General features: G+C 68.3%; 12 protein-coding genes. 3 read left to right on the forward strand and 9 right to left on the reverse strand.

Features of this window, described 5'->3' with window-relative positions:
• Positions 1–13: 13 nt before the first annotated feature.
• From E3T55_RS07030 to E3T55_RS07065, 8 genes are read right to left on the reverse strand one after another with little or no spacing between them, the layout of a single operon-like run.
• Positions 14–892, reverse strand: coding sequence for a glycosyltransferase (locus tag E3T55_RS07030; protein ID WP_134518868.1), 879 nt, complete (start codon positions 890–892; stop codon positions 14–16).
• Positions 889–1,806: a glycosyltransferase family 2 protein gene (locus E3T55_RS07035; RefSeq protein ID WP_134518869.1), complete on the reverse strand. Its 918-nt coding sequence runs from the start codon at positions 1,804–1,806 to the stop codon at positions 889–891. The genes E3T55_RS07030 and E3T55_RS07035 overlap by 4 nt, the downstream gene beginning before the upstream one ends.
• Positions 1,799–3,208 carry an O-antigen ligase family protein gene (locus E3T55_RS07040; RefSeq protein WP_134518870.1) on the reverse strand — a complete coding sequence of 470 codons (1,410 nt, stop codon included), beginning with the start codon at positions 3,206–3,208 and terminating at the stop codon, positions 1,799–1,801. Before E3T55_RS07040 ends, E3T55_RS07035 begins: the two co-directional genes overlap by 8 nt.
• Positions 3,205–3,918, reverse strand: a complete 714-nt coding sequence (locus tag E3T55_RS07045; RefSeq protein WP_134518871.1) for a hypothetical protein — start codon at positions 3,916–3,918, stop codon at positions 3,205–3,207. The genes E3T55_RS07040 and E3T55_RS07045 overlap by 4 nt, the downstream gene beginning before the upstream one ends.
• Positions 3,919–3,921: 3 nt before the next feature.
• Positions 3,922–5,811, reverse strand: coding sequence for an asparagine synthase (glutamine-hydrolyzing) (asnB, locus tag E3T55_RS07050; protein WP_134518872.1), 1,890 nt, complete (start codon positions 5,809–5,811; stop codon positions 3,922–3,924).
• A 2-nt stretch (positions 5,812–5,813) separates the two neighbouring features.
• A complete protein-coding gene (locus E3T55_RS07055) occupies positions 5,814–7,289 on the reverse strand; it encodes a glycosyltransferase family 4 protein (protein ID WP_134518873.1) in 1,476 nt (491 codons plus the stop codon).
• Positions 7,286–7,870: an acyltransferase gene (locus E3T55_RS07060; protein WP_134518874.1), complete on the reverse strand. Its 585-nt coding sequence runs from the start codon at positions 7,868–7,870 to the stop codon at positions 7,286–7,288. The genes E3T55_RS07055 and E3T55_RS07060 overlap by 4 nt, the downstream gene beginning before the upstream one ends.
• Positions 7,870–9,429, reverse strand: a complete 1,560-nt coding sequence (locus E3T55_RS07065; protein ID WP_134518875.1) for a sugar transferase — start codon at positions 9,427–9,429, stop codon at positions 7,870–7,872. Before E3T55_RS07065 ends, E3T55_RS07060 begins: the two co-directional genes overlap by 1 nt.
• Positions 9,430–10,062: 633 nt before the next feature.
• Between E3T55_RS07065 and E3T55_RS07070 the strand changes: the two genes are divergently transcribed.
• From E3T55_RS07070 to E3T55_RS07080, 3 genes are read left to right on the forward strand one after another with little or no spacing between them, the layout of a single operon-like run.
• The gene (locus tag E3T55_RS07070) at positions 10,063–10,530 is read left to right on the forward strand and encodes a hypothetical protein (protein WP_134518876.1); all 468 of its coding nucleotides are present in this window, start codon (positions 10,063–10,065) and stop codon (positions 10,528–10,530) included.
• A 14-nt stretch (positions 10,531–10,544) separates the two neighbouring features.
• Entirely contained in the window at positions 10,545–11,888 is a 1,344-nt protein-coding gene (locus tag E3T55_RS07075; protein WP_420897979.1) for an MFS transporter, read from the forward strand.
• Complete coding sequence (locus E3T55_RS07080; protein WP_134518877.1) at positions 11,888–12,937, forward strand: hypothetical protein; 1,050 nt, start codon at positions 11,888–11,890, stop codon at positions 12,935–12,937. The genes E3T55_RS07075 and E3T55_RS07080 overlap by 1 nt, the downstream gene beginning before the upstream one ends.
• A gap of 80 nt (positions 12,938–13,017) precedes the next feature.
• Here E3T55_RS07080 and E3T55_RS20210 read toward each other — a convergent pair.
• A partial coding sequence (locus E3T55_RS20210; RefSeq protein ID WP_166791705.1) for an HNH endonuclease signature motif containing protein occupies positions 13,018–13,276 on the reverse strand: 259 nt, incomplete at its 5' end.

Below are 13,276 nucleotides of genomic sequence, written 5' to 3' on the forward strand. Positions count from 1 at the left end.
GAACTCAGCCGGGTCAGACCCGGGAGCTGTTGTCGCGCTCCCACCGGGTGGACCCCGGACGAAAACGTGCCTGTACACGAGCGGTCATGATCAGGGCCACGTACAGAGCGACGTCGAACGCACGCAACGGGTTTCGACGCAGCAGGCCGAGCAGGTCATCGAGCTGGGCCCGCTGGCTGGCCGACACGGGCGTGGCTGCGCCGGTCCCTGCGCCGATCCCTGCGTCAGGCCGGCCGACCTCGACCTCGTCCTGGGTGCGGTACGTGCGTTTCAATACCCTGAGCAAATCGGCCGAGCGCCGCGGTGTGTGCACGATGATCGGGTCGGTCGCGACGATGATGCGCTCGTTGAGGGCGATCAGCTGGTCGATGAAGAGGTCGTCGGAGACGATGTCTGGAAACTGTTCGAATCGGGCACGGCCGGCCTCAGAGAGCGCATAGGTGCCGGCGCCCCACAGCACGTTGTGGATCGACGGAAGCTGCGCGCGCACGCGATACCAGCGCCGTACCGGCCACGCGGCATCCGTGGACTCGAAGACGATCGGTGGTCGGCTGGCAAGCGCCCCGCCCGGCTGCAGGGCGCGCACGATGTCGCGGGCGGCCGTGGCCGTCATGACGACGTCCGCGTCGAGGTAGATTCGCGGACCGGAAACGGCCGCCAGATCGCCGGCCCGCAGCGCCGCGGCCTTGGAGGCGACGGCGAGCTCGAGCACGACGACGCCGGGGCGCCGCCGGGCGATCTCGGCGGTGTCGTCGCTGCATCCGTTGCAGGCCACGATCACCTGCACCTCGCCGCTCTCAACAATGGCCATGAGGGCGTCGAGACAGCGGGCGATCACGGCGGATTCGTTGTGTGCCGCGATCACGATCGCGGCACCTGCCGGCCCGTTCATGCGCCGCCACCCGGCAGGGCCGCGCGTGCGGGGGCGGAAAAGAGCGCCCTGAGGGTCAACCGGGACTCCGGGCGGCGCAGCCGGATCAGACTGTGCACGACGGCGACACCGAAAAACAGGGCGCTCGCCGGGCGGCCGTGCCACTTGCGAAAGTAGCGCACCTTGTTGACCGCGAGTAGTGCATCGAGCGCCGGGCCGCTGCCCGAAGCTGCCCCTCGATGGCGCACCACGGCCGTCGGCGCGAAGGCAATCGTGTAGCCACGGTCACGAATGCGGCGGGCGTAGTCCGTCTCTTCCGAGTAGAGAAAGAATCGGGCGGAATCCCACGGCCCGATCAGGGTGACGACGTTGGTGCGCACCAGGAGCGCCGCTCCGGTCGCCCACTCCACCGGCCGCGCTCGCGCGTAGTCCTCCGGACTCCGCACCATTTCGGCCAGCCAGTGCGGCCGGCCCGGCCAGTGGTCGCCACAGAGCGCCTCGCCGAGCGATCGCAGCGTGGTCGGTTCCCTCCGCAGCGAGGGTTGCGGCCGGCCGTGAGCGTCGAGAACGAGGGGAACGGATGCCGCCGCACCGACATCCGCTTCGGTGCCCACGCACGCCTCGACGAGGTGTTCGAGTGCGTGCGCCTGCAGGGTGAGGTCGGGATTGAGAAAGACCGTGAACCGCGACGGCGAAACGAGCTGCAGCCCAAGGTTGAGACCGCCCGAGTAACCGAGGTTGGAGCCGGCATCAACGAAGCTGACGCGCTCCGGCCGGCCGCAGGTTTCGGCGAGGCTGGTGCTGGTGGCGGCGGAATTGTCGACGACGACGACGTGCCAGCTCAGCGCGCCGGCCGCGGCCGGTATCGACGCGAGCAGTTGGGGCAGGTCGGCGGCGCTGTTGTAGGCCACGACGACGATGGCGAGATCAATCATGACGGCTGCGCTCCTGCACGGATAGGCCAGCGGACGGTTGGGCTGCGGACGGCTGGGCTGAGGACGGTTGGGCCGCGGCGCCGGATTCGTGTACCAGGCGCCAGTAGGCGCCGCAGACTCCGAGGATCAGAAATACCGTTCCGGCGGACTGCGCAAAGGAGAGCGCGTCGAAGAGGAACAGCAGCACCGCTCCCGCGCTCACGGACCCGGCCAGGGCGAAGCCGAGATCGTGGGTGCGGGTATCGCTCAGCGTGCGGCCCGCACGAATGACGCCGTTGATCGCGGCCAGGCAGATCAGCAGGAACGCCGCGACGCCGACAATTCCGGTCTCCAGAATCAGCAGGAAATACTGATTGTCGAGGATGCGATACTGCGGAAGGAACGTGCCGAAGCCGCGCCCCAGGACGGGGTTGACGGCGAAGAGCTGGCTGAAGACCCCGAGACTGTCCGCTCGAGAGGCGGCACTCGGGTCGTCGAAAATGGCCAGAAACATGTAGCGCATATTTGTGATCACGCGCGGTGCGACGGCATAGATGACGCCGAGCATCACCACGGAGCCGAGGGCAAGCCGCCAGCGAACCGTACGCGACCAAGTCGGAATCAGCACGATGGCTCCGGCCACGATGCCGATTATTGCCGAGCGCGACCCCGACAGGGTGAGGCCCATCACGATCAGGGCAACCGGGGTCCAGCGGGCAAGCAGACCTCGGTGAGGGTCGCGCAGGGCGAAGGTGAGCGCGAGGGGGAAGGCCATGGCGAGCACCAGAGCGTACTCGAGTGGATGGCTTGACGTGCCGGCTGCTCGAACCAGCCCGCCGCGAATTTCCACCGACGCATACTCCGTGCCCGCCGCCAGCCCGGGAATGGAGATGAGATCAATGATCGGCAGCCGAGTGATGAACTGGGTCACACCCAGGGCCGCCAGAAGGGCACCGGCGAAGACGAAACGACGCAGCAGCGCCACCAGCCGGTCCATCGAGGGGATGCCGTCGTGGGCCAGAAAGAGAATTCCCGCCCACGCGATGAGCCGAATGAGGCCGGTATCCGCGATGGTCAATTCCTGCGGCGGGAGCGGGCGTGTCATCGCCACCACATAGCTGGCCAGCGAGACGAACAGAAACAGCACGACCGCGAAACGCACCGGATAGTGCCCCCCGCCCTGCCGCTGCGTTTCCTGCGCCTGGTTCAGGGTCCAGAGGATCGCGGCGCCGAGGCCGAACAACACCGCGACGGAACCGGCCGAGCCCAGGTCGTTGATGCTTCGGTTCGATGGAATCGCGTAGAGCACGATCAGATACACCGTGAGCAGCGTGACGGCGTCGGGAACCATTTCGGGAACGCGGAGGCGGCTGAGCCTGGGGCGCAGGCCCTGGCTCTGGCTCTGGGGCTGGGCTTGGCTCATGTGCTGACGGACTCGGGTGCGCGCTCGGGACCGCGCACGGCGGCGCCCGAGCGAGCGAGGCCCGACGGTTGAAGCGCCTTGTGCACGAGTTCCGCGGCGAGTTCGTCGTCACGAATCCGACGCACCCGCACCCGTCCATCGCGGTAGGCGGCCAGCAGCAGGGTGGCGATCAGGCCGACGGCCGCGGTGGCGCCGATGGCCTGAACGCGACTGCGAAAATTCACGGTCGGCTTTTCGTCAATCGACAGGGGCGCGAGCGTGATGCGCGCCGGGTCCGGCACGGACAGGCTCGTCTGCAGCGAGGAGAGGGCGCCCGGCGCCGCGCTCACCGCGGCCTCGGTCACCGCGAGCGCGTCGGCCGCCGTGGGGCCGGTACCCTCCACGAGCAGGATGGGGCCGCTGGTGGAGGAGTCGGCCATCGCGATGAATTCCGACTCGGGGAAGGCGTCCTCGATGGGTTTCACGACCTCATCCGCGTTGATCTTGCGGGTGAGTACGTCGAGTGCCTGGCCCAGTCCGCCGAGATAGAGAAAGGGATTGCCCCCCTGCACAACCGTCGCCGGGGGCAGCATCACGAGGCTGGTGCGGGCCACGTAGGTCACGGGCACGGTCAGGAACAGTCCGTAGCAGGCGCCACCCGTCACCAGCAGCCCCAGCAGAACGAGCAGCCAGCGCCGAAGAAGGATGTGTGTGAGATCGCGCAGGTTCATGGATCAGTCCCTTTGTGTCTGAATGGTGCGGGCGGATGAGTGGGTGCCGAAGAAGGTTTCGTGCCACACTTCGAGGCACATCAGGGTCCAGATGCGGTTCTCTTCGTTGAAGCGGCCGCTGTCGTGACGTTCGAGGAGTGCGCGCACGGCGGTGCGGTCGAGGGTCTGGGCGACAAAGGAGTCCGCTCCGGTGAGCCGGTCCCACATCGAATCGCGCAGGCCGGAGCGAAACCAATCACCGAGGGGAACCCGAAAACCCACCTTGCGCCGGTCGACGACCTCGGCCGGCAGCGAACGCCGCGCGACCTCCTTCAGGACCCACTTGGTGGTGCCACCGCGCACCTTGACCGACGACGGCAGGCGAAAGGCCAGGTCGACCAGACGGTGGTCGAGCAGCGGCGGGCGCAGCTCGAGCGACGCGGCCATCGACATCCGGTCGCCGCGTTCGAGCAGATTGTCGGGCAGCCAGCCGTCGAGGTCGGCCAAGAGCATCTCGCGAATCACATCATGGTTCCCCGTGCGGCCGGAGCCGGTGGTGCCGAGGCTGAGCGCGCGCGTCGGCAGTGATCCGAGCAGGGAACGGCGTTCCTGCTGGGTGAAGGGCGCGAACCAGGTGCGGTACTGCTCGGCCCTGGTGTCGGCGCCGGCGGCGCGCAGGGCGATGCGGGCGCGCCCGAGTGCTGCGGGCAGTCGGTGCTCGAGGGCGCTGACGCCCCTGGCGCGCAGGCCGGCCGGCAGCGCGGTGACGGCGGACACGGCCCGGGCCGCCCGGTACTTGGGGTAGCCGGCGAAGAGTTCGTCGCCGCCTTCCCCGGAGAGAACCACCCGCACCGACTGGCCGGCGGTCTGGGCGAGGCGGTACACGGCGATGTCGGCCGGTTCGGAGATGGGGGCGTCACGGTGCCAGGTCAGCTCGGGCCAGAGCGACTCGAAGTCGCGCGCGTCGACGTGCACCTCGTGGTGGTCGGTGCCCACGTGTTCGCTCACCCGGCGGGCCCAGGGCAGCTCGTCGGTGGCCGGGTTGCCGAATCCGGCCGCGAACGTCTGCACGCGGCGGTCGGGCCGCAGGGCGGCGATCTTCGCCACGATGAGGCTGCTGTCGACACCGCCGCTGAGGTAAGCGCCGACCGGAACGTCGGCGACCAGGGCGCTATCGACGGCGGCGGTGACGGCGGCATCGACGGCGTCCACGGCCGCGGATGTCGTCCACTGCCCCCGCGCGTCGGCCGCCGGTGGCTGCCAGTAGCGGGTCAGGCGTACGGTTCCCTCGCGCGTGATGGTGGCCCGGTGGGCCGGCGGCAGCTTCTTGATGCCCTCGAAGAGGGTATCGGGGGAGGGCACCGAGCGACCGGAGAGGTAGGCGTCGAGGCTGAGCAGGTCGACTCCCGGCTGGGCGGTTGCGCTCGCGAGCACGGCCTTGATCTCGGAACCGAACACGAGCTGCCGCGGCGTGGTCGTGTAATACAGCGGCAGCACTCCGAGCCGGTCGCGCACGAGGTGAGTGGTGCCGAGGCTCATGTCGTGCAGGGCGAAGGCAAACTGGCCGACCAGATTCTCGATCCAGCCGAGACCGTGCCGGCTCACGCCGGCCAGAATGACCTCGGTGTCGCCGTCGGTGCGAAAGGGATAGCGGAGGCTGGCCCGCAGGGCGCGGTAGTTGAAGATCTCACCGTTGAACGTGATCACCCAGCGGCCATCGGCGCTCTGCATCGGCTGCCGCGACCCGCTGAGGTCGATGATCGACAGCCGGGTATGGGCGAAGCCCACGCCGGGGGCCTGCCAGAAGCCGTGATCGTCGGGCCCGCGGTGGGCCAGCGTGCGCGCCATGGCGGCGAGCACGCCGGCATCCACCGGCGCCTGGTCGAAGCGCAGAATCCCCGCAATGCCGCACACCCTCAGCCCCCCACCGTCTGGCCGGCGGATGCCGCTGGCCGGGCGGCCGCGGGCGCGGTCAGCACGATTGGAGCCCGCACAACGGTGCGGTTGGGGCGGCCGCGGGTGAGCAGAAACTGCTCGTAGCCCTCGGCGTCGTCGAGATCGACGTAGCGTTCGGCGGGGGAGCCGGCCGAGTCAGCCGACGGCATCCGCTCTGAGAATGGCCAGGCGGCGAGGCGGGCGATGCTCGGGCGGTGATTCAGCACCCGGTCATAGACGCCGATGTACTGCTGGGCCTGGTGCTGCCAATCGAGTTCGGTGGTGACCCGGTCGCGGGCGGCGCGCCCCAGCCTGGCGCGCTCCGCTGGGTCATCGAGCAGGCGCTCGATGGCGTCGGCGAAGGCGCCGATGTCGCCCGTCGGCACGTAGATCGCGGCGTCACCGCCCGAAATGCGGGTCTCGGTGAGGTCGAACGAGACCGACGGCAGGGCGAAGGCCATGTACTCCATGGTCTTGTTCATGGTCGAGACGTCGTTGAGCGGAGTGCGCTGGTCGGGACCCACCCCGATGTCGGCCGCGCTGAGGTAGTTCGCGATGACGTCGGGGCCAACCCGGCCCGTGAAGTGCACGTGCCGGTCGAGGCCCCGGGCGGTGGACTCGGCTTTGAGGGCCTCGAGGCAGTCCCCGAAGCCCATGATCACGGCGCGCAGGTCGGTGCGGCCGCGCCGGGTGACGAGCTCGTCGACGACATCGAGAACCTTGTCGACGTCGTCCTGCGGGCCCATGATGCCGAGGTAGGCCAGCATCGGACCGGTGTGGGTGCGGGTGTCGGCGTCGGGGTGGATCGGACGCATGACCCGGGTGTCGGGGCCGCTGCGCACGACGGTCACCTGATCGGGGCCGAGATGACCGCGGGTGTGGGCGAGCGCCCGGTACGAGCTGTTCGTGGAGATGACGTGATCCGCCACCCGGAAGGTCATCCGCTCGAGCCACAGCAGGGTGCGGTACTGCAGCTTCGCGGCGACCGAACGCGGTGTGCCGAAGCGGGACAGAAACAGTTCCGGGTTCAGGTCGTGGTGGTCGAAGATGAAGCGCACGCCGCGGGCCTTCCAGAGCCAGGCCAACAGCCAGTAAGTGTCGGGCGGGTTGCAGGCCTGGATCACGTCGAAGCCGTGTTCTCGGCGTACCCGCAGCGACAGGGCCGCGGTACGGGCCCAGGAATAGGCGAACTCGACGGCGAAGCCGAGCGCTCCGCTGGCCTCGGGGGCCGGCTTGTACTTGTAGATGTGCACTCCGTCGATCGTCTGCCTGGCCGGGTCGCCCGGCCCCTTCGGGCAGATGACCGAGACGGAGTAGCCCTGCTCCCGCAGCGCCTGGCACTCGAGCCAGACCCGCCGGTCGAGTGGCACCGGCAGGTTCTGCACGATGATCAGCACGCGCGAGCGGTGTGGGGCCGGGTTGGGCGGGGTGACGCGGTGGAGTGGTGAGTCGATCATGAGAGCGTGAGGATCCCTTCTCGTTCCGAATACTGTTCGCCGGTCGCCGGGCACACGTAGCGTCCCGGTTCGGTCTCGAGCAGGGCCACGCCGGTGCGGCCCACCCAGCCGATGCGGCGCGCCGGTGTTCCCGCGACGAGCCCGAAGTCGGGCACATCGCGCGTGACCACCGCGCCGGCGGCGACCATGGCCCAGCGCCCGATCGTGATCGGCGCGATGCAGACCGCGCGGGCCCCGATGGAGGCTCCGGTGCGCACCGTGACGCCGACCATTTCCCAGTCGTCGTCGGTCTTGCGGGTGCCGTCGATGTTGATCGCCCGGGGGAACAGATCGTTGGTGAACACCGCGGCCGGTCCCACGAAGACACCGTCTTCCAGCAGGGCCGGCTCATAGATCAGGGCGTAGTTCTGAACCTTGCAGTTCTTGCCGAGAATGACACCGGGGCCGATGTAGGCACCGCGCCCGAGCACGCAGCCCGGGCCGATGCGAGCGTATTCCCGTACCTGGGAGAGGTGCCAGATCAGACTGCCCGGGCCGATGACGGCGCTCGGGTCGATGTCGGCGGTGACCGCGATACTCATTAATATGCCCCCACGGGGTTCAGGACGACCTTGAAGGTGCGCCAGATGATCATCAGGTCGCCGGCGAGCGACCAGTTTTCGACGTAGTACAGATCGAGCCGTACGCTTTCTTCCCAACTCAGGTCCGACCGCCCGTTGATCTGCCACATGCCGGTGAGTCCCGGCTTGATGTACAGGCGTCGGTGCACATGGTTCTCGTAGCTGCGCACCTCGTCCGGCAGGGGCGGGCGGGGGCCGACCAGGCTCATGTCCCCCACCAGTACGTTCCAGATCTGGGGCAGCTCGTCGAGGGAATGCTTGCGCAGAAACCGGCCGATGCGGGTGACGCGGGGGTCGTCCTTGAGCTTGAACAACAGCCCCGCGCCCTGGTTGTCTTCGCGCAGTTTCCCGAGGTTGTCCTCGGCGTTGTTTTCCATCGAGCGGAACTTGAGCATGCGAAAGGTGTGGCCGTCGCGCCCGACTCGTTCCTGGGCGAAGAGCACGGGCCCGGGGCTGGTGAACCGAATCAGCAGCGCGATGACGGCCAGCAACGGGGCCAGGGCGATGAGGGAGGCGCCGCAGGCGACCACGTCGAGGGCGCGTTTCAGCACGTGTTTGCCGCCCTCGAACTGGGGGATTTCGACGTGAATCAGCGGGAGGCCTTCGACCGGACGAAAATGGATGCGGGGACCGGCGACATCCGTCAACCGGCTTGAGAGCACCAGTTCGGCCGTGGTGCCCTCGAGTTCCCAGGCCAGGGCGCGAATGAAGGTGCTGCCGCCGCGCGGATGGCCGGCCACGATGACGGTGTCGACGCCGAGGTTGGCTGCGGCCCCGGCGGCGTGCGCGAGGTCGGCGACAATGGGGATGCTGCGGTCGCCCACGCCGAGCCGCTCGCTCGCGTGTGGCCCGGCCGGCACCTCGTCGAGCGCGGCACCGACAACGCGGTAGGCGGCGCCGGACTTCTCGTCGATTTGTCCGACGACGTACTCCACGTCGTCGCGGCTGCCGACGACGATCGCACGGGCCAGATAGTGATTGAATTTGCGCTGGCGCAGCAGCCACTTGCGCCACAGCCAGCGTTCGAGGCTCAGGGTGAGCACTCCCAGCGGGAAAGCGACCAGAAAATAGACGCGTGAACTCTCGACCTGCAGCACGAGAAAGGTGATGGCCAGCAGCCCGAACGTGAGCGCGCTCGCGTTGACGACCCGCTTGTATTCGGTTGAACCGACCCCGACGACACGGGGGCCGCGGGTGTGGAAGGCTCCGAGAGTGATGATCCAGGTCGCGGCGACGCCGATCGGGATCAGCCAGTGCGCGTCGGGAAGGGTCGCAGCGGGGGCGGCGGCATCGATCGACGTCACGGCGATCAGGGCAATGCCCACCACGCCGATGATCACGCCCACGTCAGTGAGGCGCAGCTTGTGACGGTAGCGGGCGGCCCAGATCCGACCGGCGGAAGGAGTATCGGTCGCCCGCACCCTGGTGGTGCTGATCGGTTCGGTGATCAGCCGCAGTCGGGGGCGCCGCCCGAGCGGGATGGCGCCGACGACTGGGAGTATCGGCTGGGGGTCACTCATCGAGCACCTCGATGCGCGGCGGTGACGGCAGGCTGTCTCGATGCGATGGCGGATGATTCGGTCATAGTCAGTCCCTGCAGTTCGGGTTACAGGAGCGGTCGGGGTGATCCGATGACCGTGCGAGGCAGGTTCATCAGGGGCTTGCCGGTAAATGACCATTTCTCAGATGGCCACGAGCAGACCATACCCGGCGCTTCCGGGGGATGATGCTCCCTGTTCGGGGGCCATCGCTTCTGGTGCCCATGGCGCATCCTCGAGGTATGCTCACGTCCGTGAGTGGCCGATGCGCCGTGAAACTGACACCGAACGGGAGACCGCCGCATGCTGAACTCCGCTCCACCCGCACCGAAAAAACTCAGCCGGCGCGTTCGTGCGTGGCTGCTCGCAGCTGGTGGCGTGCTCGTCGCGGTGGTTCTTGCCGTCGCCGCAGCGGGCTCAGGTTCGGGTTCGGGCGGCACCGGCTCGGACTCAGCGAGGCCGGGTGCTGCTGCGACGGGTACTGCTGCGACGGCCGAAGCCGCGGCGCCCGCAGGGACGCTGACCGAATCGGATTCCCCCGGTGCTTCCCCGGGTGCTGCCCCCGTATCTTCCGCGCCTGGCGCCGCCGAACCGACCGAAACGCGGGCGCCTCTGGTGGCCCCACTGCCGGTGCCGGCTCCGGCGGTGGGTGGGTCGGGGCTCGAAGTGCTGCCGCTCGTGGAGCAGGAGGTGGGCCTCCCGGCGTCTGCGGAGTTGCCGGATCTGCTCGAGAACACGGCGCCGGCCGATGCCACGGCGACGGGACGGCTCGTGGCCGGGCTGCCCGCCGTGATTCGCCCGGTGCCGGACTCCGTGGTCACCTCCTCGGCCGTGAAAGTGACCGGCTCGACCGTGATCGTGAGTCTGGCCGCCGAGACATCCGTCGTCGTCGCCGAGGTTCTTGCGCACTACGTGAAAGCGTTCGGTGCGGTGGGTCTCGGCGGTACCCCCGCCGCGGCATCCGACGGCACGACCGTGCAGACCTTCTATCGGGGCGGTGACTCCGTGACGGTCACCGTCGGGGTGGCCACCGCCGGCGCGACCCCCTATACCCTGCGCGGATTCTTCAGCACCGGCAACTAGAGCGAACGGATACCGTGTACATCTCCTTTTCGGATCGTGCCCGAACGACGGATGTCCCCTCCTCCACCCCCGGGAAGACCGGCGCCAAGGTCTCCGCGACCGTCGTTGCCCTCGGCCTGGTCAGCATGCTTACCGACATCTCGTCCGAGTCCGTCGCGGCGATCCTGCCGCTCTACCTGACGAGCGTTCTTGGGCTCTCGACCATTGCCTTCGGCTTCATCGACGGGCTGTATCAGGGTGTGAGCGCGGTCGTGCGCATTGCCGGCGGCTATGCGGCCGACCGGACCGAGCAGCCCAAATGGGTTGCCTTCTTTGGCTACGCCATCTCGGCGCTGGCCCGCATCGGGCTGCTCGTCGGTACCGGTTTTGGTGTGATCGCGGCGGTCGTCACGATCGACCGGCTCGGCAAGGGCGTGCGTACCGCCCCGCGGGATGCGCTCATCACCGCGTCGTCGCTGCCCGAAAACCTTGGTCGTTCCTTCGGCGTGCATCGCATGCTCGACACGATCGGGGCCGCCATCGGACCCCTGTTGGCGTTTCTGGTGCTCTTCTTCATTCCGAGCGGTTACAACGTGATCTTCGTGGTCTCGTTGGCGTTTGCCCTGCTGGGGCTCGTCATTCTGGGGCTGCTGGTTCCCAACCTGAGCCGCCGCCCGCTCGCCGCGACCCCGGCCGGGGCCGCGAACGCGGTCAGGGCCGTGGCCGTGCCGGAGGTCGCGTCGGAGGTCGGGCTGGAGGTCGGGCCGGAGGCCCCCGTTGCCAGGCCTCGCTTTCGCTGGCGGTACCTGAACGACCCGCGATTGCGGAGGCTGCTGCTCGTCGCCGGGATATTTGGGCTGCTGACCGTCGGCGACGGCTTCATCTACCTCGTGCTGCAGGCACGCAGTTCCTTTGCGGCTGCCTGGTTTCCCCTGCTGTACGTGGGCACGAACCTCGCCTTTCTTGTCTGCGCCGTGCCGCTCGGCCGCCTGGCCGACCGTTTCGGGCGCTTGCGGGTTTTCATCATCGGCCACGGCGCGCTGCTTGCCGCCTACGTCTGCGCGGCGCTGCCGACAATCGCGGCCCTCGCCACGATCGGCTGTCTCGTCTTGCTCGGAATCTTCTACGCCGCCTCCGATGGGGTGCTCGCGGCGCTCGCCTCGCAATACACACCCGACGGAAGCACCGCTAGCGGCATCGCAGCAGCCCAGACGGTCGTCGCCCTCGCCCGGTTGCTCGCCTCGGTCGGGTTCGGATTTCTGTGGTTCGCGCTCGGACGGGAAAGCGCCGTTCTGATCGTGGCGGCGCTGCTGGCCGTGGCCATCCCGGCGGCGGCGCTGCTGCTGCGGCCGTATCTTGCGCGACCGCGGGTGTCCTGATGGCGCCCCTCGGTCTGCGGGCACGCTGGACGGTTGTCACCGTCGCGGCCATCGTGCTGTTCGGGGCGGCCGCTGCCTTTGGCATCGCTGCCTTCTCTGACTACCAGCGGCAGCAGGCGAAGCCGAGCGGGATGCTGACCGCTGAGGCTGGCTCGGCCGGAATCGCGGCCGTCGCCGGCAGCGAAGCGGATGTTGCCCGCATCGTCTTTCGCAACACGGCTCTCGGCGCCGACTACGGTTTCGTTGCCGCGGTGCCCCTGACCGATCCCCGGGGCGCCCGGGTCGTGACCGACGTCTCGTGCGATCGCGTCTACGCCACCAACGAATACGAAATGTGCCTGCGGGTCAACCGCGGGGTCGTGACCACGTTTAGCGCCGACCTGCTCGACGGTAACGGAGCGCTCGTCAAGTCTTGGCCGCTGCCGGGCATGCCCAGCCGCACCCGGATCAGCGCCGATTCGACGCTCGTCTCGTTCAGCGCGTTCATTACGGGGGAGTCCTACTCGACGATCGGGTTCGCGATCGCGACCCAAATCGCCGAGGTCAACGGCCCCGACTCCGGCACCCTCGAAGATTTCGCCCTGACGGTGGGCGGCAAACCGGTCACCGCTGCCGACCGCAATATCTGGGGGGTCACGTTCACGAGTGACGCCAATGTGTTCTACGCGACCGCGGCCTCGGGTGGTCGCACCTGGCTCGTGCGGGGTGATCGCGCCGCCCGCACGCTCGTCGCTGTTCGGGACGGGGTCGAGTGCCCCTCGATCTCACCCGATGGAACGCGTATCGCCTACAAAAAGGTCGTGTCTACGTCACCGACGACAACGTGGACCGTCGCGGTGCTCGACCTCGCGACAAACGAGGAGGTCGTGATACCGGAACCCAATAGTGTCGACGACCAGGTCGAATGGCTGAACGACTCGACCGTGATCTACGGTCTGCTGCGAGCGGATGACTCCGGTGCGAGCGATGTCTGGTCGGCTCCGAGTGATGGTTCGAGCGCGCCGACTCTGCTGATCGAGCACGCCTGGTCGCCCGCCGTCATCCGCTGACCGCCGCTGACAACCGCTGACAACCGCTGACCAGCCCACTGCTCACGCGCGAGAGATTCGCTGATAGCGGGTGCCGCGGGTTAGTTGATGGGGCGGTTGGCGCGGTGGGTCTGTGCGGGCCGCCAGGTTTGGCTGGGGTCGATCCAGGCTGGGCCGAGTACTTCGGGCCTGCCGTGGGTCATGCGGATTTGCCATCCGGAGGTGTCGATGGCGTGGTGGTGTCGGTAGCAGAGGCAGACTCCGTTGGCGACTTCGGTTTTGCCGCCCTGGGCGTAGCTTTTCACGTGGTGCAGTTCGGTCCAGTACGCCGGAATGTCGCAACCCGGGATGATGCAGCCG

The sequence above is a fragment of the Cryobacterium frigoriphilum genome (assembly GCF_004403305.1).
Taxonomy (GTDB): Bacteria; Actinomycetota; Actinomycetes; order Actinomycetales; family Microbacteriaceae; genus Cryobacterium; species Cryobacterium frigoriphilum.